Genomic DNA, 21,315 nt, shown 5'->3' with positions numbered 1-21,315 from the left:
CCAAAGAAAAAGCATCGACCCAATGGATCGTGCTAACCAGGGACAGAAAAGTGGTCATGAACCGTTTGGAAATGTTGCTTCCAGTGGATCAAGTTATAAATAACCAGTGACGTTTATACGGAAGCGGGTATCTCCAGGGTGACCTTCCGTTAATGCGGATATTTCGTAAACTCCCATCCGCGTTAATTCAATGAAACAACAATTTGGGCGACACCGGGTTTATCATCTTTCCAGGAGGCATGTTGAATCTCTTTAATGATAACACTGAGATGCCCATCCACATGATAAGTCTTGTTATTTTGATCGCCACCTGCAAGGATAGATACATTTTGTTGATTTATCACGCTAAAAGAGTAGGCGCCACATTTGAAGGTTAAATCCATATCAGGGCCATGGAGAGCCTTCTTGATGGCTGCCCAATAAGCTGTCTCATCGGGTTTTACGGTATCAGGTGGTTTTTTATACCAATAACCATGTTTAAGCGTTTTATTTGTGAGTTTGCATGTATAATCGGTAGCGTTAACCATATAGACCTGTAAACCGTTCTCGTCGATATCAGCAAAACTAACGTTTGTAAGAATGACCGTGGAGATGAAAGTTACAATAGCGAGTAATAACTTATTCATTCTGATTACCTCTTGCAATAAAACTCTAACCGTTCAATTATCTGCTCAGGTAGCAAAAAGCAGCGACTTATGATCTCCTTTGGCACATGGCGTAGAATATACCCAAAGGATTCCAAGTGGCTACGCGCCGGTCAGTAAGTGAAGCCCCAGAGTCTACAAATAGCAGGTGACCAGGGTGAACGAACGCCGCCAACAACGTAACCGTTTGAAAGGCGACGGGTATAAGCTCCTGTAACTTATCATAGGTTGATGGCGGGTGAAGCCCCACTTTTACCTGTGAACGAAAGTAATAACGCTGGTTTCGAGACCGGATCATGGCTCAAAGAATAAGTGGCGTTTTTTACAGAACTATTATTTACCTTACTTACAAATGACCTCCAAAGAGACTTCCTTCTATTTGAATGAAACATTTATTTCCGCAATACCGGGCAGACTATCTGCGAAAGAGGCATGCTGAGTCATTTCATTGGTAACACGTAGATGTTTATCGACATTATAAGTACTGTTATGTTGATTCCCGCCTGCGAGAACAGATAAATTTTGTTGATTTATCGTACTAAAGGAATAAGGACCACATTTAAATGTCATATCTATTTTAGGACCATAGCCAAACATGATAGTAGCCACCCAATAAGATGCCTCATTAATGTTATCATAAAGTTTAGGTGGTGTACTGTCCCAGTCACCATGTACAAGTATTTCGCCTGTTATTTTGCACAGAGTAGGGGTATGGTTATTGAAGTTCACTTGCAAATAGTTCGGATCTCTGGGGGCTGGAAGATACCAACGATCTTTTTGCTGTATTCGTTTGAAGTGATGACCGGTATTGTTAGTTGTGTTTACTTGGGAAGCGTGCTCGCTCCTATGAGCAAAACCAGGGCTTGTCAGCAATACCGCGGAAATGAAGGTGGCAATCACCAGTAATAACTTATTCATTCTGATTACCTCTTACAAAAAAATTGTAACCGCCGAGTCGCCTACCTTGGTGCTCAGGTAGCAAAAAACAGCGACTTGTTATAACCGTCTAAAGCCTTGGATAGAATAAGCCTATGTATCCTGCCATAGGATAATGTTAAGGGAAAGTTGATTTTTGACTTTAAATTAGGCGTTATAGAACCAATTTGACATCCTCCTCCAGCCAGGTCGCTGGAGGATTCCCATTACTGGGGCGTTACTTTCTTGCGAGTTTACGCGGGTTTCTGCTTCCACGTTACAGCCACGAGGGACTTACATTAACGCCACAGACTTTACTTCCCCTCTGCCCGAGGGTAGGTTTTCAACGACGCAGTGGATATTAGCAGAATGTTAGACGAAATTCACCTCCCGCCTGGCTCGGCGGGAGTATTCTTTCGGAAACGGATAGATAGAGAGTTATCTTCATTGTTCAACAACACGCTATTAATCGCTATTTGACACTCACCATTTTCAACAAATCTTCCAGTTCGGCAATCACCAGATGAACCTGCTGCTGGTAAAAAGCCAGGCTCCTGGGAGGTTTTTTTATAGCCAACTGTCCCGATGCATTTTTATTAAATGGCGGCTGTTGTTTTGCGCTTCGGAGTTGGTTGCGGGCACCGTCAATAGTAAACCGTTTGTCGTAAAGTAAGGTGCGGATGGTGCGAACCAGGATGATATCATTGCGGCGGTAGTAACGCCTCTTGCCACGGCGCGCAGGATTTAACTGACGGAATTCCTGCTCCCAGTAGCGTAAAACGTGGGGTTTAACCTGACAAAGCCCACTGGCTTCACCAATGGTGAAATAGCGTTTGTCAGGTATCTCCCCAAGACTACTCGTGTTGAGCGTGTTCTCCAGCATAGGCCTCAACTCTTGCCCTGAGTTTCTGGCCGGGCTTGAACGTCACAACCCGACGGGGTGTAATGGGTATTTCTTCGCCGGTTCGGGGATTCCTTCCCGGTCGCCCGTTTTTATCCCGCAGGTCAAAATTACCAAAACCGGATAATTTTACCTGCTGGTTCTTTTCTAGCGCCTGACGGATTTGCTCGAAAAACAGCTCGACCATCTCCTTGGCTTCCCGCTTGCTCAAACCGAGATCCTCGTTGAGCTTCTCGGCGATTTCAGCTTTCGTCAGTGCCCCCATGGCTTACTTCCTTAATTGTGCATTAAAGTCCTTCTCCAGCCGGGTTACTACATTATTGACCAGACCATTCACATCCTCGTCTTTAAGAGTGCGGGATGGATGCTGTAAGGTCAAGCCCAGTGCCAGACTCTTGTGCCCTTGTTCGATTCCTTTTCCGGCATAAACATCAAAGACTCGCACATCACGCAATAGTTCACCGCCCTCTGCACGAATGACCTGACACAGGCTTTCAGCATTGACCGACGCTACCACAGTCAAAGCGAGGTCACGGCGGACTTCAGGGAATTTGGACAAAGGCTTGAAACGGGTAACGGCACCGTTAAGCACTGCCTCCAGACATAACTCCATAAGGTAAACATCGGCCGGCACTGCCATTTTTTTTGCCAATGATGGATGAATCGCGCCAATATGACCGATGACCTCGCCCTCAAGACTCACCACAGCACATTGTCCCGGGTGCATAGCCGGGTGTTTACCCTGATCAAACTGAATGTTGCCGATAGCGCCTCCGGTATTTAACAACGCTTCCAGATCGCCTTTCAAATCAAAAAAATCCACCTTTTCCCGGCTGTTTTCCCAGCCTTCAGGGACACGACTGCCAGTGATGACCGCTGCTACTTTTTCGGCCTGCAGGATAGACTTCTGGTCCAGTTCGCTGCCTTGTTTAATAAATGTTTGTCCTGTTTCAAACAGGCGAACCCGACTTTGCTGGCGGTTCATATTATAGGCAAGCGTTTTGACCAAACCGGGTAACAGCGACGTTCTCATGACAGATAAGTCACTGGCTATGGGGTTAGCCAACGCAACCGCTTCATGCTCAGGATCAAACAACGTATGCAGTTCAGGATCAATAAAGCTCAACGAGATCGCTTCCTGGTAGCCACGACTGACCAGCGCGCGGCGTAAATCACTTTCCTGAACCCGCGCCTCATCCACTTGTTTCATTGTCAACAAGGCAGAAGGTGTGGTGGTGGGCAGGTTATCGTAGCCGTAAATACGCCCGAGCTCCTCCACCAGATCTTCTTCAATGGCAATATCAAAACGCCAGCTTGGGGCCGTGACCTGCCAAACCGTTCCTGAATCACCGGGAATTTTTGTCATACCAAGGCCCAAACGGGTCAACAGCGCTTCCGTATGGTCATCATCAATAGCCATGCCGAGCAGCGAGGCGACTTTTTCAGCCCGCAATGTAACGGTTTTCAGCGTTGGCAAGTGGGCTTCACTGGCTGCTTCAACCACAGGGCCGGGTTGACCACCACAAATGGTCAGTATCAACGCGGTAGCGCGCTCAATGGCTTTTCTTTGCAGTTGGAAATCAACACCACGCTCAAAACGGTGGGAAGCATCCGTATGCAGGCCATAAGCTCGTGCTTTACCGGCAATGACAACGGGATTAAAAAACGCGCTTTCGAGGAAAATATCTTTTGTGGTATCACTGACACCGGTTCCCTCACCGCCCATAACACCCGCTATGGCCAATGCCTTTTGCTCATCGGCAATCACCAGGGTACTGGCGTCAAGTTTAACATCTTGTCCATCAAGCAATGTCAGCTGTTCACCGGCGTTTGCCATGCGCACCTCAATGGCGCCTGCCAGGGTGTTGAGATCAAACCCGTGCATGGGCTGGCCCAATTCCAGCATCACATAGTTAGTCACGTCCACCACCGGGTCAATGGTGCGAATACCGCAGCGGCGCAAGCGCTCAGTCAGCCATAAAGGTGCTGGCTTCGATAAATCGACGTTTTTAATAATGCGCCCCAGATAACGTGGGCAGCCTTCTTTTGCCTTAATAGTGATGGCAAAGGTATCATCAATGACCGGAGGTATCGTCGCCACTGTCTCTTCGGTCACGTCTGCCAGGAAGTTAGCGCTGACTTCTCGGGCCAGACCGGCAATGCTCAGGCAATCACCCCGGTTCGGGGTTAAATCCACGTCAATGATGTTGTCGTTGAGTGTCAGGTATTCACGAATATCCTGTCCCACAGGGGCATCTTCTGGTAATTCCATCAACCCGTCAGACGACTCGGCCATGCCCATCTCTTCTTCAGCACATAGCATGCCAGCGGACTCTACCCCGCGCAGCTTCACCTTTTTAATTGTGAAGTCACCCGGCAACACAGCACCTACACGGGCAAACGGGGCTTTAAGACCAACACGGGCATTAGGGGCGCCACAGACAACTTGTACTTCATCATTGCCTGTGTTCACACGGGTCACACGCAGCTTATCGGCATCAGGGTGTGGCTCGCAGGCAACAATTTCACCCACGACAATACCGGAGAATTCGCTGGCAACAGGCTCGACACTATCGACCTCCAACCCTGCCATGGTGATTTTATCCACCAGTGCCTGGGTATTTGTATCGATATTGACCCACTGGCGTAACCATTGTTCACTGAACTTCATTGCTTTTTCCTGGCGGTGCTGACAACCGGCAGGCGTTATGGGAAACCCTGTCACAGATGCCAGACGCAATCACTGTATATCGACTCAATCGGTGTAGCGCCTGTCGCATGGCAACGCCAAACAACAGCAACTACTGAGAAGCTGTCTTAAAAGTCATGCTCCTACTGCGGCTACGATGAATGGGTCTAAAAAGTCGCTTTTGCTCGTCAAGCTTTTGCTCGTCAAATAGTCCCGCTGTTCTCCTCACGAAAGCGACTTTTTATCCTCCATTTCTCGCAGTCCTCGCTACGGGCAGACTTTTAAGATTGCTTCTGACACTTTTTTAGTTAAACTGGTTCAGAAAACGCAGATCGTTTTCAAAAAACTGCCGTAAATCATTCACGCCGTAACGCAACATGGCAAAACGCTCTACGCCCATGCCAAAAGCAAAACCCGTATACTTTTCAGCATCGATGCCACAGTACTCAAAGACTTTTGGGGACACCATGCCACAACCGAGGACTTCGAGCCATTTTACCGAGCCATCAGCATTACGTCCCCACTCAATATCCACTTCCGCAGAAGGTTCAGTAAAAGGGAAGTAAGAAGGACGAAAACGAATCGCCAGGTCATCTCGCTCAAAGAACACCCGAAGAAAATCACTGAGAACGCTCTTGAGATCGGCAAAACTGACCTTCTCTGCCACGTATAAACCTTCCACCTGATGAAACATTGGGCTGTGAGTCTGATCTGAATCACAACGGTACACTTTACCCGGACACACGATAGCAACAGGCGGCTCTTCCCTGTTTTTGACAAAACGCTCAAGCGTACGAATCTGAACCGGTGAGGTGTGGGTTCTTAGTACAGTAGTGTCATCAAAGTAAAAAGTATCGTGCATGGCCCGGGCCGGATGGTGCTCGGGAATATTCAAGGCTTCAAAATTATGGTAGTCATCTTCAATTTCAGGCCCCTGTTCTACCGTAAAGCCAATGCGGCCAAAGTAGTCGGTAATGCGCTCCATTGTGCGTGTTACCGGGTGCACGTTGCCTACTTGCTGACCACGGCCACTGAGCGTCACATCGATAGTCTCACCGGCGAGCTTTGCTGCTAGCGCCTCGGCATCAAAAGCCACTCGACGCTGATCAATTGCCTCTTGCACTTGCTGTTTGGCAACGTTGATTTGTGCCCCGGCCTTTGGCCGCTCTTGCGGTGATAACTTACCCAACCCCTTCAATAAAGCCGTCATTTCGCCTTTTTTCCCCAGATACCGCACCCGAATCGCTTCAAGGTCGGCTCTGTGTTGGGCTTGTTCGACAGCGCTCAGGGCACGGGTCACGATCGGGCTGACAAGACTCTCCAAGTTCTCCATGATTCTCTCGACGGGGTTCTCTGTGAAAATGCAAACGCCAAATTCTAACGGTTAGCGAGGGTTTTGGGTAGCCAGTCTATGACTTATTGAAGCCTTTGCCGCTAAAGACAAGCCGTTACTTGGCGTCCAGTTTCGCCCTGAAAGCTCTGGAGCAAGTGGGCAACAGTTGATTAGCAATTTTTTATCCTGGGCTGACATGCATGAAGAAAAATACCCTCCTCCCAACGATGAGAGTTCATCCACAGCCCATAGAACCCAAGTATTCGGGGAATAAAAAAACACGCGTTCTGACAGTTTTTTATCTCTGCACCCGGGCGGCTGTCGTGAAAAGCAGGCTCCTAGCGATCCCCACAAGGACGAGGAGTCGCGGATTACCATCTGCGTAACAGTGGCCGGGTATTGGCAAGCTTTATGCCGGTAAAACCCTTCTACCAAGGTGTGTTGTAAATCTTGCCAGAATCCTCTCGCTACATAACCCACCCAGGGGCTATGCTGTAGTTAGAAAAATGACAGATCGAGAGGTATTGCTACTTCACAACCTTTAGTGAAGGTCTCCCAGTCCTTGGTGGCTTTGGTGGTTCAGGTTGCTCGGAAGGGTTTTCATCACTCCCCTCAGGCGCTTCACCCTCTCCCATCGGTGCCGTTTCAACCTCAAAGACCATTCCCTGACCATTCTCACGGGCATAGATGGCCATCAGGGCTTCAAAAGGCACAAAAATGGTTAATGCCTGACCACCAAAGCGGCCATCGAACGTTAGAATATCGTTACCAATTTCCAAAGATCTCACTGCGCTGGGTGAAATATTGAGAACGATTTGTCCATCGTTGACATATTCCATAGGAACAGCAACCCCTTCCCGGTTTGCATCCACCAGGATGTAAGGGGTGCAGTTATTATCCAGAATCCAGTCGTACAGGGCGCGTGCCATATACGGGCGACTGCTGGTCATATTCATGGGAGACTCCGGACTCACTCGCGCATTTCGCGCTCAATTTCCGACAGGCTATCTTGGAAGGACTCACGCTCAAACAAGCGTTCGCCGTAATCCAAAATGGCTTTACCCTGTTTTGGCAGCTCAATGCCCAGCTTTGGCAAGCGCCAGATGATAGGCACCACGCAGCAATCCACCAACGTAAAGTCGTCACTCATAAAGAACGGCTTTTCTGCAAATACAGGGGCAACCGCCAATAAGCTTTCACGCAGTTCTTTACGGGCACGGTTAGCCGGTGTTTCCTTGGTCTTCGGATCAAGGATCAGGTCAACCAGCGTGCACCAGTCTTTCTGGATACGGTGCATCATCAAACGGCTCTGTGCCCTGCTGACAGGGTACACAGGTAACAGAGGCGGATGAGGAAAACGCTCGTCAAGGTATTCCATCATTACGTTTGGCTCATAAAGAACCAAATCCCTGTCCACCAGGGTGGGCAAAGTGTTGTACGGATTGAGCTCCGATAATTCCTGCGGCAGGTTATCAGGGCTGCTGTTTTGGATATTAACAGCAACGCCTTTTTCTGCCAGTACAATGCGAACCCGGTGACTGTAATGGTCAGCTGGATCCGAAAAAAAGATCATGGATGACTTTTTGGCAACTACGGCCATGAAGTACCCCCGCCTTCATGCAAAGGTTGAGAGACAATGGTTCAGCTTGTCACGTATATAAACGTGCCAGATAACGCAAACCAACGAATGAAATAATCGCATGTTATAGTAGCAAACTTTGATTTACCAGGCCACACGCCAGGCACTTCTAAGCATACGGACACATTAGCCTCTCAGGCATTTAGCCTTAAGTCTTCAGAGTGTCAACATCTGCGTAAACGTAAGGGGCGATAAGAGTACATTAGACGCATCGGTACACGTACGTTAAATAAGTCGTTAAACACGTCTACACCGAGTCAAGCGAAGCTCTTAAACTCGTATATCGACTTATATCTGGAGACTAAGCTATCAATGAGTTATCAGCCATCTGACGATTTATATGACCCTTACGAACACTTAGACTAGGATGGCTTTTCTAACTACCGCAATGAGTAAGGCATGCTGGGTGTCAGAACTGTTGGATTAACTCCTGAAACGCGTCCTGTACCCCGATACCAGCCCCCTTCATTGCCATACTCACGGGTACCAAGCTTATTGGTATTGTAGATAAACTCAAGGTGAAAGCTTTGGTTACAGTTTTTACAATGGAGAAAAATGAGCAAGATACCCGTAAAGCAGGTCTATGGAGTAGACCGGGTCAATGTATCTGGTTTATGACCAATTGGCATAAAAATCAACCTTTGTTCGTTAGATAGTTTGCTGCTCTGTGCGCAAAAGCCTATTTTCACCCTCCATTTCCCATGGTCTTCGCCACAGGCAGACTGTTAAGACAGGGGATAACACTTAACTATTATCTTTCATATATTGACTGGGGTCGATGAACAGCCCCAAAGACCGTTTATCAATGCGCTTTTCCTCGCCTTGCTCCTTGTAACGAAAAACAATGGTATCCCCTTCCTTAACGTCCAGGGTCTTGTCGGCGCAGAGGTATTTGTAGTCTTCACCTGCCACGGTCAGCTGGTGGATGTAATAATCAGGCATGCCCAGCCAGTCACTATGGGGGCCATCAGTGACCACCTTTTCCAGTGTGCCACGGCCTTCCAGCTTGGGTTTGCGCTTTTGAAAGTTTCTTTGCATGGTTTCTGTTCACTCAATGCATTGTTTGGCTGATGACCACCAAAGGGCACCACAGCCTGTACTAGTACATTGTCGCCCACACCCGCAGGATACACCATAGGGATTTCCTGAGGGTAGGCCCTGTTACTTTTTTCTCGGTATATGCGACTGAACCTGGTGAGCCTGTTTGCGCTGTACTCGCCGGTTTTTCCAGTTGCTGATGATGTTCCATCGCCAGTACAAACGGATGGCAAAATACCCCAGGGCGCCTCCTGCCAACCCTGTGATGAGTGAACCCAGATACAGCGGCTTCCAGATGCGGCTTAATTCTGCCCCTACGCTGTGGAGAGAAAGCTCCAGTGTGGATTCACTGATGGGTACATTCAGGAGATAGCAGCCAACTTTATAGGTGAAATAAAAAATCGCTGGCATGGTAACCGGATTGGTAATCCAGACAAGTGCCACTGATAAGGGCAGGTTGCTGCGAAAAACGATGGCCAGACACGCCGCGACGACCATTTGAAAGGGGATGGGGATAAAAGCGCAAAACACGCCGACAAAAAAAGCCGCTGCTGCTGAACGCCGGTTCAGGTGCCAAAGGTTCGGATTCTCAATGGTTGATCCGAGAAAACGAAGGTACCGGTTATCCCTGATGGTATTGGAATCAGGCAGGTAACTTTGTATCAGTTTTTTCGCCATATCTGTTCACTATACATGCCATGAACCGGTTTTCCCACGTTTTGGTCAACTGTTATCTGGTGTGCCCTTCAAAAGGAGAAACACGGCGTGGGTGAAGATGCGCGAATAACTGATAGCTAACAAGATGCTGAATCAACGACTATGCTGGAGACCGCAGGTGGAATGTCTGTCTGGCCCTTGGAGCCTGTCGGACTTTCTCGCGCTTTCTGGATTTTAGGCCGAAATTGTCTTAAGTCCGACAGGCTCCTTGGGTTCGTTTTTACAAACAATCGTCCCTGGTGGCGTGATCAGGGCTGTGTTTATCAGAGCCATTTATAAACAAGGGGGGGGTAACATCCTGTTATGTCTACCGTCATATTATGTCTGTGAATGATGCCTGACACCATAAGGTTAACGACAGGTTTATTCTCTTATGCGCTGGGGGTGGCGGCTGTCTCATTATTAGCCGCGCTACCTGAACTATGGTTTGTAGTTTTGTTAGCCGTATGTTCGGCATGCTTGACTGTGGCTGTGTATTGGCGGGCACCGGTCTTCTTTCCATTAGTCGCGTTATCTTTGGGAGGGGCTGTCGGCATGGGTTATGGGCACTGGGTGAAAAGTCAGATGCTGCCTGAGTCCTACGAAAGCAAGGTGTTGGTCTTGAGTGGGCAAGTGCGGGGGCTGCCTGCCAAAGGTTCGCAGACAACCCGCTTTCTGTTTGATGTCACCTCGGTTAAAGGGGTGCGGCATCATCCCCTTCATCGCCTGCGTTTAAGCTGGTTTTCCGCACCGGCTATGGCCGTGGGGCAAACGTGGGAATTAAAGGTCAAGCTTTTTCGGCCCCGTGGGTTTGCCAGTCCTGGTGCCTTTGATGTGGAAGCCTGGGCAGCGCGTGAAGGTATTCAGGCTATGGGGTATGTGTTATCGGGGGAGTTGGTATCTGAGTCAGCGAATAGGTCTATCCGTCAGGCGCTGGAACAGTGGCTCAACGCAAAGGCTGCTCCCCGAACAGTGGGGTTGTTAAAGGCATTGCTGGTTGGTGATAAATCAGGTGTGTCACCCGAACAATGGGTGGTATTAAACCAAACAGGTACTACCCATTTAATGGTTATTTCCGGGCTTCATATCGGGTTATTGGCCTTGTTGGGCTATTGGCTGGCCTGGAGTATTGGCTGGCTTGGGGGCTGGCCCCTGCTAAGGTGGCCACTGCCGTATATTGCCAGTATTCTCTCCTTGATTCTGTCGGTAGGTTATGCCGGGCTGGCGGGATTTGGCATTCCGGTACAGCGTGCTGTAGTGATGACGGCTGTGGCATTAATTGGGCCATTGTGTGGGGTTCGTCCTGCATCAGCCTCGTTATTGGTTGTGGCCTTGGCGGTAGTGCTCACCCTTGACCCGTTGGCGGTGACCAGCGCTGGCTTCTGGTATTCGTTTATGGCGGTGTCGGCGCTGATTTTCGGGCTCTCTGGATGGATAGGGAAAGGGGGGCGTTTCGAGCGATGGTTGCGGCCACAATGGTTAGTCTTCTGTGTGCTGGCACCGCTGTTGTTGTTTAATGGGCAACCTGTTTCGCTGCTATCACCGTGGATCAATATTATTGCTATTCCCGTGGTGGGGCTGTTGGTAGTGCCTTTGTTATTACTGGCCGCCTTGCTCAGTGTTATGTCAGCCCCCCTCTCTGAGGGGTTACTTTGGCTGCTCGACCATCTCCTCAGTGGCTTGCTTTACGCGCTGACCTGGGTTGCTGAAATGGCACACGCCCTGCCGGTCATACCCCAGCCGGGGATTATCGCCGTGGTATTTGCCCTTGCTGGTACCTCTATGCTGGTTTTACCTTTACCCTGGCGGTTAAAGATTGTCAGTCCTTTACTTTTTCTGCCCTGGTGGTGGCCACCTTCTCAGGCTCCAGATTTTGGCAGGGCTTCTATCAGTATGCTGGATGTGGGGCAGGGGCTCTCTGTGGTGGTAAGAACACAGCGCCATACACTGGTGTATGATACAGGCGATTACTTTAGCCCGTCCTTTAATGCGGCGAACAGCGTTATCATTCCCTATTTGAGAACCGCCAGGGTGGAAAAACTCGACCGGATTATTATTTCCCATGGTGATAAAGATCACTCGGGATCTCTGGCGCCTTTGTTAAAGCAATACCCATGTACTGATATTGTGAGTGGCACTGCGCTACCTTATTACTTCAAGCCCGTCCCCCGTTGCGAGGTTGGTGAACAATGGGTGTGGGACGGTGTCAGCTTTGAAATTCTCAGTGCTGGTGGTCATTGGAAGCGGGTTAATGATGGTTCCTGTGTGTTAAAGATTACCGCTGGCAAGGACAGTCTGCTGTTAACCGGGGATATCAGCCACCGGGTTGAAAAAAAGCTGGTAGCCATGAATAAAGACCTGAAAGCAAGTGTTCTGCTGGCAGCACACCATGGCAGCAAATATTCCAATACCACCGTATTTTTAAACGCTGTTCGACCGACAGAGGTCGTGTTTTCAGCGGGGCATCAAAACCGGTTTGGCCATCCATCAAAGCAGGCCCTTGTCAGGGTAGCAAAAGTTGGCGCTAGCATTTGGAATACAGCGGTCTCCGGGACGGTTTCTGTTGAGCTTGGGTCAACGGCAGGGAAAGCGTCCGGGTATCGGCACAAGAGTCAGAGGTACTGGTGGCAGGGGTAGTTGTTGCTGGTGGTCATTGGAAGCGGGTTGTGGACATCCCTTTGGGTATGACCGGAGGATACGGCGAACACAGTCAGAGTCCGGCTTTTTATGGTGAGGTGTCGTATTGTTGTTAAGAAACCGCTCACCTTTTAATATCTCAATGTTAATACCATTTCAAGAAAGTGCGGCTTATGCCACGACCATACGAAATTATTGTCTATTATGATAAGGCAATCGCGTAAAATACCAGGAGCCTGACCGAGAATAGCGCCCGTAGCGAGGATTACGAGAAATTGAGGATAAAAATTTCTGCTTCTGAGGATAATAGTGGGGCTATTTGACGAAGAAGCAGGAATTTTTAGACCAATTTATCGCAACCGCAGTAGGGCAGTCTATTCTCGGACAGGCTCCTAGGAGCCTGTCGGACTTAAGGCAATGTCGGCCTGAAATCCAGAAAGAACGGCCATATTTTCCGATGAATTTGCTTAATTAAATAGGCCAACTATTCGCACAAATCCATCGAAAAATCTGACTCACTCTACTGAATTTTATGCTCGAAAGCTTAAGCCCGACAGGCTCCTGGTTTTCGAGTGTTTGGATAGCTTCTGTTTATCTGTTTATCTGTTTATCTGTTTAAAAGTAACAAAGCTGTTTTTTATACTGTATTCCTCCCATCAACTCGGGTGATCGGTAAAATGAACCAAAAGATGTCAATCCAACGTGTATCAGCAAGTATTGGCGCGTGTCTGTTAGTGATAGCCAGCTCCAGCAATGGGGCTATTACCGAAGTTACTGATCGCTATACAATCCAAACCGATATCATTCCCAGCCAGAGCGTTATAGAAAATACTCTGGTTCCTGTCGGCGCGTTTAATAGCTTCAGTCATATTTATAAAGACATAACGAATACCTACAAAGGCCACCCCAGCTTCCTGTTTCAGTTGAAAGACGATAAAAATGGAGAAAGAGTTGAACTGTGCTCCAGTTTTGTTACTGATAAAGTGGCTGAAAAAATACCTCCGCAACAACTTAAGGATATTATCGCCGCTAGAGCGCTGGGGCAGCATAGTTCTGGTCATGTGACAACCGGTGATACCTGGGTCTACGAATACGGGTTGTGGATTCCTTCTTCTGTTGGTGAAAACAGCAAGGGCATCATATCGCAGTGGCACGGTACGCCGGATCGAACTACGGTGGTGACACCTGACAAAAAAACAGAACGGTTGTCACTCCGATCCTTCGTCCATGATTTACTGGCCAAAATGTATTTCGAAAAAAGTATTGGGTACGATAAAAAAACACGGAAACCCAATGGTTATTTTGTTGACCAGGATGGCTACCCGCCCCTTTCACTGCAAATCAATAACGGTTGGTTCTATGTTCTTGCCAGAGATGATATGTCACGCGTTACTGACAAAACGGATCGTATCAACCTGAGGCCCCCTGAAAAAGGCCCTGTTTCCAGCCCGGGTAAAACCAAGCACGTTTGCATTCCTTATATGGTCAAACTTAAAGACATTCCCAAAGACAAGTGGATTGATATGAAATGGGAAATCGTATGGTCTGATTGGGCAAAAGATGGCAGTAAAATACTTGATCAGGGGTCGATCAAGTTATTTATGGATGGCAAACCGGTCTTTAGCTGGAAAGGATACTTAGGCAACAACAACGAATTTGGCACTTACTTCAAGTACGGCATTTATAAGCCAGGCGCTTCAGGTATTAGTATTCGGCTGGCTGGTTTCAGGCAATATAAACTGGGTAAAGGCACCGAACAAAGATAGTCGAGCTCACTGCAGGCGGCGCCTTAAAGCGAGCCACTTCATCATAACGTATCTTGAATACGAGTTCTGTTCCAGTATGGCCGCCTTCCATAAAGGTTAAATGTTCTGGTTCCTCCTTTAGCCGTGTATACATTTAGTAAGAGTCTGATAATAACTTCCCCGTTTTACCGTTCGGGCTGAGCCTGTCGAAGCTCGCTGCCACCACCGTTCGACTCTTCGGCAAGCTCAGAACTCAGGGTGAACGAAAATCGGGAAGTTATTTTTAGACTGCTCCTTAGATAGTGTCGGCGTCTGCACAATAGGCTACCCCTTCAATGCTATGATAGACTCTTGATAAAACCCAGGAGGATCATCACTGTGTTCGAACTGGTCAAATCAGGTGGCTGGCTGATGCTGCCACTGCTGTTCAGCTCTGTGGTGGCGATGGCTATTATTTTTGAACGATTATGGACACTGCGCCCTTCCCATGTCACGCCTGAAGAGACATTGCCGCAACTGTGGCAGTGGATCAAAACCAATACACTGGACAGTGACAAGGTTGTTGAGCTTCGTGAGGCTTCGCCCCTCGGTGAAGTGTTGGCGGCGGGTATTACCACCGCCCGAAATGGCCGCGACATCATGAAAGAGAGTATCGAAGAGCAGGCCGGTCATGTGGTGCACGAGCTGGAGCGTTATTTGAGTGCCCTCGGCACCATTGCCGCCATTGCGCCGCTGATGGGCTTGCTCGGTACGGTGATCGGTATGATTGACGTGTTCTCTGCCCTGATGTCCCAGGGGGCCGGTAATCCGGGGGTATTGGCAGGGGGCATTGCCAAAGCGTTGATTACCACGGCAACGGGATTGACCATTGCCATTCCCGCTTTAATGTTCCACCGTTATTTTGTCCGGCGCATTGACGCGTTGGTGGTTAATATGGAACAGGAGGCCATTAAACTGGTGGAAGTTATGCAGGGCGAGCGGAACATGGATGATGCACTGGCAGGTGACTCGCTATGAAATTCCGTCGCCAGGCTAGTCAGGATGATGTTTCTGTCAATCTGACCCCGCTGATAGATGTGGTCTTTTTACTGTTGATTTTTTTTATGGTGTCCACCACCTTCAAGGATAAAGCTGAACTGGTGATTAACCTGCCCCAATCCAGTGCCGCGGTGCAAACGCAAAAAAATCAGCCGGTAGAAGTCACTATCAGTCAGTCAGGTAACTACGCGGTTAATGGTACCAGCTTGGCCAATGGCCGTCTGGAAACTGTGAAGGCGGCGTTATCTGAGGCGAGCGGGGGCGATAGTAAAAAGCCATTGGTGATCACTGCTGATGCCGATGCGACTTACCAGGCAGTAGTGACGGCTATGGATGCAGCAGGACAGCTAGGGTTTGTGAATTTGAGTATGACCACTAAAAGGGCGGCTTCGCGCGAATAGACCGACGCGTGTTATGCTCTAGGAGGCTGTCGGACTTAAGACAATTTCGGCCTGAAATCGAGAAAGCGCGAGAAAGTGCGAGAAAGTGCGAGAAAGTGCGAGAAAGTGCGAGAAAGTGCGGCCAGAATTTTATGCTCGAAAGCATAAGTCCGACAGGTTCCTAGCGGAACTTTCCATGCCCTGACAGGACATTATGTTCACCTTTTTGAAGACGCGTTTACACACTGCTGTTATGAATGCCTGGTACGGTGAAGGTAACTGGACACGCTACCTCAGCCCTTTCAGCGCTATTTTTGCCTCTCTGGCCCGGTGGCGAAAAGACCACTATCAGACAAAGCGGTGCTGGAAGCCACCCGTACCCGTGATTGTGGTGGGTAACATTACCGTGGGAGGGACTGGTAAGACCCCTGTTGTGACAACTCTGGCGCGATACCTTGCCCAACAGGGCTATCAGCCTGGCGTTGTCAGTCGTGGTTTTGGCAGTCGGGGAGCGGACTATCCCGTGGATGTGACAGCACTTTCCAGTCCCGGGGTGGTGGGAGATGAACCTGTGATGCTGGCAACACAGTGTGATTGCCCGGTGGTGGTTGACCCTGACCGGGTTCGGGGAGCAAAGCATTTATGTGAGGTTCATCAGTGCACGGTGATTATCACCGATGATGGTTTGCAGCACTATAATCTCAGGCGTCATATTGAGTTGGTGGTTGTTGATGGCGCACGGATGTTGGGTAACGGGCTGTGCCTGCCCGGTGGACCTTTACGGGAGCCTGCTGAACGGTTGAAGTCGGTGGATTTTGTCCTGATCAACGGCGACCCGGTTGCTGATCCGGGTGTTCATTATACCTCGTTTCACTTGGTACCCGCCCCGCTGGAACCTGTTTCAGGGCGGGTAAAACAGATGAACACAAGGCCGCAATCCTGTAAAGTGCATGCTGTGGCAGGAATAGGTAACCCGCAACGGTTTTTTAAGATGCTGTCAGCGCTGGGGTTTGATGTGATTCCACATCCCTTTCCAGATCACCATTGGTTTACAGAATCAGACATTACTTTTAGTGACAGTCTGCCAGTGATTATGACGGCCAAAGATGCCGTCAAATGTCAGGGGTTTGCCGATACCAATCACTGGTATTTGCCCGTGATAACGGATATCCCATCTAGGGAGCTTGAGCGGATTGCCAGACGGGTACAGCAAGTGAGTATGATAAGTGATGGACAAGAAACTGTTTGAAATTCTGGCCTGCCCTCTGTGTAAGGGCAATGTAAAATACCAAAAAGACGCGCAGGAGCTGTTATGTCGTCCCTGTGGTCTGGCCTATCCTTTACGGGATGGTATTCCTGTCATGTTGGAGGGGGAAGCGCGGACGCTAACAGCTGATGAGCGTCTGAACGAGGCCTCCTGATGGAAGACATGCAACCGTTTACAGTGATAATCCCGGCCCGGTTTGGTTCCAGTCGCCTGCCAGGCAAGCCACTGGCAGATATTGCCGGAAAGCCTATGATTCAGCATGTGTATGAGCGGGCGCTGGCCAGTCGTGCGGAAAAGGTCATTATTGCCACGGACGATGAGCGTATTGTCCGCGTAGCAAAAGATTTTGATTCAGAGGTTTGTATGACCCGCCCTGATCACCCCTCTGGTACAGATCGGTTACAGGAGGTCGCCAGCGCTTATGGTATGGCCAGCGATGCTATTGTGGTGAATGTTCAGGGCGATGAACCGTTCATCCCCCCATCGATCATTAATCAGGTTGCTGATAACTTAGCCCGAGCCTCCCTGGCGGGTGCGGCAACATTGTGTGAAGCGATTACTGACAGTGAGCAGCTGTTTAACCCGAATACGGTTAAGGTGGTGACGGACAAAGATGGGTATGCCCTTTACTTCAGTCGGGCTGCCATGCCATGGGCACGTGATGCTTTTGCCCAGTCCAACGAAGCCGCACTGCCGAATACAGGTGTTTTTAGGCGCCATATCGGTATTTACGCTTATCGGGTAGGCTTGTTGAATCGTTATGTTCAGTGGGAAAGCTGCCCACTGGAAGACCTTGAAGCCCTCGAGCAGCTCCGGTTGCTGTGGAACAAACAAAAGATCCATGTCTCAGACGCGGTGGAAACCCCACCCCCTGGTGTGGATACACCAGAAGATCTTGAGCGGGTTCGTACCTGGATGGAAGAAAAGGCAGTGGTGACCGAATGACTACCAGGGTGTTATTTGTCTGTCTTGGCAATATCTGTCGTTCGCCAACCGCCCACGGTGTATTTTCTCAGCTGATCAGTAATGCCGGATTAGCGGATCGGATTCTGGTGGATTCGGCGGGGACGAGTAGCTGGCACGAGGGTACAGTACCAGATAGCCGAGCTGTTCAAGTGGCCCGGGCCCAGGGGTATGATCTTTCATTTATTCGCTCTCGTCAGGTGACCTCAACTGATTTTGTCGAGCAGGATCTGATTTTGGCCATGGACAATGACAATCTGGCAAATTTACAGGCGCGATGCCCGGTAGAATATCAGCAGAAAATTTATCGATTTCTGGACTTTGCTGAAGATCTCAATACACGGGAAGTCCCTGATCCTTATTATGGTGGTAATGAAGGGTTTATCCGCGTACTGAGCCTGGTGGAGCATGGTGGTCGGGCGTTATTGGCACATCTGCAACAGGGCTATTGATACGCACCTGTACGAGGATAGTCGTTTATGTCCGCGAGCCACCGCATAGAGCGATTAACACACCTTGCACTGCGAATCAAAGATCCGGCGGCGAGCCTGCCATTTTATAAGAATGTGCTGGGCATGTCCCTTGTGAGCGAGACGAACAGGGGGCAGCGTAAGCACTTCTGCCTGCAATATACGGACTTACAAGCTGTGCTGGAATTGGTTTATGATGCGGCTGACACCGCCTGGCATCCTATGTTGAGTGAGACTTTACAGCCCGGGTACTGGAAAATTGCCATTGCCGTTGCAGAACTTGACCATGCAAGGGCGTGTCTGCTGGACAAGGGTGTGCCCGTAGGAGATGCCTTTGAGGTGCCTGATGTGGCTTATCTCTGCCACTTCAGTGACCCGGACGGTTATTGTATTGAGCTTATTCAGCACAGGTTTTGCCGTAATCATCGGCCTCAACCAATACAGCGAGACTACCCCTTGGGTGGCGCGGCCGTTTTCTCATTAGTGACTTTGCGTATTAAAGATTCAGCCAGGAGCCTGGCTTTCTACGGGGACGTGTTGGGTATGACGTTGTTGTCCCGGCAACAAGTGGCTGACAGAGGCTTTACTCTGTATTTTCTGGCCTGTACCGATGAGTCGCCACCTGTGAGAAATATTGATGCCATTGAAAATCGTGAATGGCTCTGGCAGAGACCCTATACGGTATTGGAACTCCAGCATATCGAGGGGACGGAACACCAGTCAGGGCAAACCTATAACCCCGATCCGGTACTGGGCTTTGAAGGGTTGCGTTTTCGGCGCGCGGGTGGCTATCAGCCACTATCATCGGGTGATAGTACCACTGTGAGGGACCCAGATGGCTACACTATTCACCTGTATGGTTGATGCGCGGTACGTCCGACCTTATATTTTGCTTGTAAAAATGACCAGACAGACTCTCTAAACATGCATATTCAGGAATATGCGGCGCTGGATCGCTGCAATACGCTGGGACTTCCGACAAAAGCACGTTACTTGATTCAGGCAAGGTGCCTGGAAGATGTGCGGGAGGCACTTGTTTTTGCCCGCACCAAACAACTGCCGTTGATTCCTTTGGGTGGTGGCAGCAATGTTGTTTTTTCTGGTGACCTGGATGCGGTGGTGTTGCGTATGGCCATTGCCGGCAAGTCAGTTGTATCGACGTTGGGTGAGCATACCATTGTTGAGTCCGGGGCAGGTGAAAACTGGCATGATCTTGTGCGCTGGACGCTTTCGCAGAAAGCCTACGGCCTTGAAAATCTGTCATTGATCCCGGGAACCGTGGGTGCTGCTCCGATTCAGAATATCGGGGCTTATGGTGTTGAGCTGAAGGATGTGTTTCATTCATTGCAGGCTGTTGACTGCCAAACAGGGGGCGTTGTCTGTTTTAATCGTGATGATTGTGGTTTTGATTACCGCCAGTCAATTTTTAAAGGGTCCTGTCGTGATTGTTATGTCATTATTTCTTTGCGACTTAAGCTTAACAGGCGGTTGACTCCCCGGTTAGATTACGCGGACCTGCGGGACAAGGTTGAGAAAAAGGCCCTTAACAGAGAACTGTCGGCTGAATTAATCAGTGACGTGGTCTGTGATGTTCGCAGGGAAAAACTGCCTGACCCCGGGATGCTTGCCAATGTGGGCAGTTTTTTTAAAAACCCCGAGGTTAGTGCCTCCACGGTTCAACAGCTCAAGGCGCGTTACCCGGATCTTGTTGCTTTTCCCGCAGGTGAACGGTGGAAACTCGCAGCGGGTTGGCTGATTGACAAAGCAGGGCTTAAAGGGGTCAGGGAGGGAGCCGTCGGCACCCATAAGCAGCAGGCGCTGGTGCTGGTAAACCATGGCGGTGCAACAGGGCAGGACGTTCTCTGTTTTTCTGAGGCTATCAAGGCCCGGGTGCATGCTCGTTTTGGTGTCCTGTTGGAACGAGAACCCAGGGTTTACTAAAGGTCATGAACAGCTTCTAACCCGGATATTTCATAAACTCCCTTAGAGCCGCAAGGAGCAAGCAAGGCTAGGAGCATGTTTATGAAATATCCGGGCTAAAGAGCATACTCATTTTTTTCATTTCACCACAAAATAGACGATGCAGACTGAGCACTACAATAATTTGCCACAGACGCGCCGCCATGAGCGGATTGTCGCGTTGATTAAACAAAGGGGTTTTCTGACAACTGAAGAACTGGTTACTATTTTCCAGGTCACCCCACAAACTATTCGGCGTGATTTAAATGAGCTGGACCGGCAGGGGTTGTTATCTCGCCACCACGGTGGGGCTGGCGAATCAATCAGCAGTACCGTGAATACAACCTATAGCGAGCGGCAAAGAACGCGAAATTCTGAAAAGATCAGAATAGCGCGGTCACTGGCATGTCGTATACCGGACGAGGCTTCCCTTTTTATCAGTATTGGCACATCCACAGAGGCGGTAGCCCGGAGTTTGCTTGACCATAACCGCTTAAAAATTATCACCAATAATTTGCATGTTGCTTCTATTTTGGTGCAGCGTGATGACTATTCGGTGATTATGGCCGGTGGTGAAGTCAGAAACCGTGATGGAGGGATTATTGGTGAGGCAACCCGCGACTTTATTGATCAGTTTCGGGTGGATTATGCCATTATTGGTATCAGCGGTATTGACCTGGATGGTTCTTTGCTGGACTATGATTATCAAGAAGTGCGCGTTGCGCAAGCAATGATTGCCAATGCACGTCACCGCTTCTTAGCAGCGGATCATTCAAAGGTTGGGCGAAATGCGATGATTCGTCTGGGGCATGTGCAGGATATTGATGCTCTGTTTACTGATTCTCCCCCGCCTGATCCTCTACTGGCTGTTTTATCGGAATATCAGACAGAGCTTGTGGTGTGCTAGTGGTGCTAAGCCCTAATATCTATCCCTTTGAAAATGTGGTTTAATCCGCATCTCCAGTAAGACATAAGTAAATGGCAGGGATGCAGTTGAACCA

22 protein-coding genes are annotated in these 21,315 nt (G+C 49.3%); 12 read left to right on the top strand and 10 right to left on the bottom strand.

Annotated elements, in window-relative coordinates; all coding sequences use genetic code 11:
• Nucleotides 1-182: 182 nt before the first annotated feature.
• The 10 genes from V4C51_RS10705 to V4C51_RS10660 form a co-directional block, all read right to left on the bottom strand.
• Entirely contained in the window at nucleotides 183-626 is a 444-nt protein-coding gene (locus V4C51_RS10705) for a hypothetical protein (protein ID WP_330926148.1), read from the bottom strand.
• Between the two features lie 393 nt (nucleotides 627-1,019).
• Nucleotides 1,020-1,562: a hypothetical protein gene (locus V4C51_RS10700; RefSeq protein ID WP_330926147.1), complete on the bottom strand. Its 543-nt coding sequence runs from the start codon at nucleotides 1,560-1,562 to the stop codon at nucleotides 1,020-1,022.
• 469 nt (nucleotides 1,563-2,031) lie between these two features.
• A complete protein-coding gene (locus V4C51_RS10695) occupies nucleotides 2,032-2,442 on the bottom strand; it encodes a MerR family transcriptional regulator (RefSeq protein ID WP_330926146.1) in 411 nt (136 codons plus the stop codon).
• Nucleotides 2,414-2,725: an integration host factor subunit alpha gene (gene ihfA, locus V4C51_RS10690; RefSeq protein ID WP_330926145.1), complete on the bottom strand. Its 312-nt coding sequence runs from the start codon at nucleotides 2,723-2,725 to the stop codon at nucleotides 2,414-2,416. Before ihfA ends, V4C51_RS10695 begins: the two co-directional genes overlap by 29 nt.
• Nucleotides 2,726-2,728: 3 nt before the next feature.
• The gene (gene pheT, locus V4C51_RS10685; protein WP_330926144.1) at nucleotides 2,729-5,131 is read right to left on the bottom strand and encodes a phenylalanine--tRNA ligase subunit beta; all 2,403 of its coding nucleotides are present in this window, start codon (nucleotides 5,129-5,131) and stop codon (nucleotides 2,729-2,731) included.
• A gap of 322 nt (nucleotides 5,132-5,453) precedes the next feature.
• The gene (gene pheS, locus V4C51_RS10680) at nucleotides 5,454-6,482 is read right to left on the bottom strand and encodes a phenylalanine--tRNA ligase subunit alpha (protein ID WP_330926143.1); all 1,029 of its coding nucleotides are present in this window, start codon (nucleotides 6,480-6,482) and stop codon (nucleotides 5,454-5,456) included.
• A gap of 527 nt (nucleotides 6,483-7,009) precedes the next feature.
• On the bottom strand, nucleotides 7,010-7,432 hold the full coding sequence (locus V4C51_RS10675) for a ClpXP protease specificity-enhancing factor (RefSeq protein ID WP_330926158.1): 423 nt from the start codon (nucleotides 7,430-7,432) through the stop codon (nucleotides 7,010-7,012).
• Nucleotides 7,433-7,452: 20 nt separating this feature from the next.
• A complete protein-coding gene (locus V4C51_RS10670; protein ID WP_330926142.1) occupies nucleotides 7,453-8,082 on the bottom strand; it encodes a glutathione S-transferase N-terminal domain-containing protein in 630 nt (209 codons plus the stop codon).
• A gap of 783 nt (nucleotides 8,083-8,865) precedes the next feature.
• Nucleotides 8,866-9,159 carry a hypothetical protein gene (locus tag V4C51_RS10665; RefSeq protein WP_330926141.1) on the bottom strand — a complete coding sequence of 98 codons (294 nt, stop codon included), beginning with the start codon at nucleotides 9,157-9,159 and terminating at the stop codon, nucleotides 8,866-8,868.
• A 123-nt stretch (nucleotides 9,160-9,282) separates the two neighbouring features.
• On the bottom strand, nucleotides 9,283-9,837 hold the full coding sequence (locus tag V4C51_RS10660; protein ID WP_330926140.1) for a DUF2062 domain-containing protein: 555 nt from the start codon (nucleotides 9,835-9,837) through the stop codon (nucleotides 9,283-9,285).
• A gap of 369 nt (nucleotides 9,838-10,206) precedes the next feature.
• On the opposite strand from V4C51_RS10660, the gene V4C51_RS10655 reads away from it, so the two are divergent.
• From V4C51_RS10655 to V4C51_RS10600, 12 genes are all read left to right on the top strand, one after another.
• Entirely contained in the window at nucleotides 10,207-12,492 is a 2,286-nt protein-coding gene (locus tag V4C51_RS10655) for a DNA internalization-related competence protein ComEC/Rec2 (protein ID WP_330926139.1), read from the top strand.
• Entirely contained in the window at nucleotides 12,480-12,608 is a 129-nt protein-coding gene (locus V4C51_RS10650; protein ID WP_330926138.1) for a hypothetical protein, read from the top strand. Before V4C51_RS10655 ends, V4C51_RS10650 begins: the two co-directional genes overlap by 13 nt.
• A 561-nt stretch (nucleotides 12,609-13,169) precedes the next feature.
• Nucleotides 13,170-14,258, top strand: coding sequence for a heparin lyase I family protein (locus V4C51_RS10645; RefSeq protein ID WP_330926137.1), 1,089 nt, complete (start codon nucleotides 13,170-13,172; stop codon nucleotides 14,256-14,258).
• 357 nt (nucleotides 14,259-14,615) lie between these two features.
• Complete coding sequence (locus V4C51_RS10640; RefSeq protein WP_330926136.1) at nucleotides 14,616-15,254, top strand: MotA/TolQ/ExbB proton channel family protein; 639 nt, start codon at nucleotides 14,616-14,618, stop codon at nucleotides 15,252-15,254.
• A complete protein-coding gene (locus V4C51_RS10635) occupies nucleotides 15,251-15,676 on the top strand; it encodes an ExbD/TolR family protein (RefSeq protein ID WP_330926135.1) in 426 nt (141 codons plus the stop codon). The genes V4C51_RS10640 and V4C51_RS10635 overlap by 4 nt, the downstream gene beginning before the upstream one ends.
• A gap of 193 nt (nucleotides 15,677-15,869) precedes the next feature.
• Nucleotides 15,870-16,904, top strand: a complete 1,035-nt coding sequence (lpxK, locus tag V4C51_RS10630; RefSeq protein ID WP_330926134.1) for a tetraacyldisaccharide 4'-kinase — start codon at nucleotides 15,870-15,872, stop codon at nucleotides 16,902-16,904.
• Nucleotides 16,885-17,076 (top strand): Trm112 family protein, encoded by a 192-nt coding sequence (locus V4C51_RS10625; RefSeq protein WP_330926133.1) that lies wholly within the window; start codon nucleotides 16,885-16,887, stop codon nucleotides 17,074-17,076. Before lpxK ends, V4C51_RS10625 begins: the two co-directional genes overlap by 20 nt.
• Before the next feature lie 8 nt (nucleotides 17,077-17,084).
• Entirely contained in the window at nucleotides 17,085-17,867 is a 783-nt protein-coding gene (gene kdsB, locus V4C51_RS10620) for a 3-deoxy-manno-octulosonate cytidylyltransferase (RefSeq protein ID WP_330926157.1), read from the top strand.
• Nucleotides 17,864-18,337, top strand: coding sequence for a low molecular weight protein-tyrosine-phosphatase (locus V4C51_RS10615; RefSeq protein WP_330926132.1), 474 nt, complete (start codon nucleotides 17,864-17,866; stop codon nucleotides 18,335-18,337). Before kdsB ends, V4C51_RS10615 begins: the two co-directional genes overlap by 4 nt.
• 27 nt (nucleotides 18,338-18,364) lie before the next feature.
• Nucleotides 18,365-19,219 carry a VOC family protein gene (locus V4C51_RS10610; RefSeq protein WP_330926131.1) on the top strand — a complete coding sequence of 285 codons (855 nt, stop codon included), beginning with the start codon at nucleotides 18,365-18,367 and terminating at the stop codon, nucleotides 19,217-19,219.
• A gap of 60 nt (nucleotides 19,220-19,279) precedes the next feature.
• Nucleotides 19,280-20,296: a UDP-N-acetylmuramate dehydrogenase gene (gene murB / locus V4C51_RS10605; protein ID WP_330926130.1), complete on the top strand. Its 1,017-nt coding sequence runs from the start codon at nucleotides 19,280-19,282 to the stop codon at nucleotides 20,294-20,296.
• A 139-nt stretch (nucleotides 20,297-20,435) separates the two neighbouring features.
• Nucleotides 20,436-21,221, top strand: a complete 786-nt coding sequence (locus tag V4C51_RS10600; protein ID WP_420797654.1) for a DeoR/GlpR family transcriptional regulator — start codon at nucleotides 20,436-20,438, stop codon at nucleotides 21,219-21,221.
• Nucleotides 21,222-21,315: the final 94 nt, after the last annotated feature.

This window comes from Candidatus Sororendozoicomonas aggregata, from assembly GCF_031528575.1.
Classification (GTDB): Bacteria; Pseudomonadota; Gammaproteobacteria; order Pseudomonadales; family Endozoicomonadaceae; genus Endonucleibacter; species Endonucleibacter aggregata.
Note: the sequence above shows the minus strand (reverse complement) of the source record. Positions and strands in the feature narration are given on the sequence as shown.

Coding starts and splice junctions, on each gene's coding strand:
- V4C51_RS10600 (WP_420797654.1), top strand. CDS start 20,436: ATGCAGACTGAGCACTACAATAATTTGCCACAGACGCGCCGCCATGAG.
- V4C51_RS10635 (WP_330926135.1), top strand. CDS start 15,251: ATGAAATTCCGTCGCCAGGCTAGTCAGGATGATGTTTCTGTCAATCTG.
- murB (WP_330926130.1), top strand. CDS start 19,280: ATGCATATTCAGGAATATGCGGCGCTGGATCGCTGCAATACGCTGGGA.
- V4C51_RS10700 (WP_330926147.1), bottom strand. CDS start 1,562: ATGAATAAGTTATTACTGGTGATTGCCACCTTCATTTCCGCGGTATTG.
- V4C51_RS10670 (WP_330926142.1), bottom strand. CDS start 8,082: ATGGCCGTAGTTGCCAAAAAGTCATCCATGATCTTTTTTTCGGATCCA.
- V4C51_RS10625 (WP_330926133.1), top strand. CDS start 16,885: ATGGACAAGAAACTGTTTGAAATTCTGGCCTGCCCTCTGTGTAAGGGC.
- pheS (WP_330926143.1), bottom strand. CDS start 6,482: ATGGAGAACTTGGAGAGTCTTGTCAGCCCGATCGTGACCCGTGCCCTG.
- pheT (WP_330926144.1), bottom strand. CDS start 5,131: ATGAAGTTCAGTGAACAATGGTTACGCCAGTGGGTCAATATCGATACA.
- V4C51_RS10655 (WP_330926139.1), top strand. CDS start 10,207: ATGATGCCTGACACCATAAGGTTAACGACAGGTTTATTCTCTTATGCG.
- V4C51_RS10705 (WP_330926148.1), bottom strand. CDS start 626: ATGAATAAGTTATTACTCGCTATTGTAACTTTCATCTCCACGGTCATT.
- V4C51_RS10660 (WP_330926140.1), bottom strand. CDS start 9,837: ATGGCGAAAAAACTGATACAAAGTTACCTGCCTGATTCCAATACCATC.
- V4C51_RS10675 (WP_330926158.1), bottom strand. CDS start 7,432: ATGACCAGCAGTCGCCCGTATATGGCACGCGCCCTGTACGACTGGATT.
- lpxK (WP_330926134.1), top strand. CDS start 15,870: ATGTTCACCTTTTTGAAGACGCGTTTACACACTGCTGTTATGAATGCC.
- V4C51_RS10610 (WP_330926131.1), top strand. CDS start 18,365: ATGTCCGCGAGCCACCGCATAGAGCGATTAACACACCTTGCACTGCGA.
- kdsB (WP_330926157.1), top strand. CDS start 17,085: ATGCAACCGTTTACAGTGATAATCCCGGCCCGGTTTGGTTCCAGTCGC.
- V4C51_RS10695 (WP_330926146.1), bottom strand. CDS start 2,442: ATGCTGGAGAACACGCTCAACACGAGTAGTCTTGGGGAGATACCTGAC.
- V4C51_RS10645 (WP_330926137.1), top strand. CDS start 13,170: ATGAACCAAAAGATGTCAATCCAACGTGTATCAGCAAGTATTGGCGCG.
- ihfA (WP_330926145.1), bottom strand. CDS start 2,725: ATGGGGGCACTGACGAAAGCTGAAATCGCCGAGAAGCTCAACGAGGAT.
- V4C51_RS10615 (WP_330926132.1), top strand. CDS start 17,864: ATGACTACCAGGGTGTTATTTGTCTGTCTTGGCAATATCTGTCGTTCG.
- V4C51_RS10665 (WP_330926141.1), bottom strand. CDS start 9,159: ATGCAAAGAAACTTTCAAAAGCGCAAACCCAAGCTGGAAGGCCGTGGC.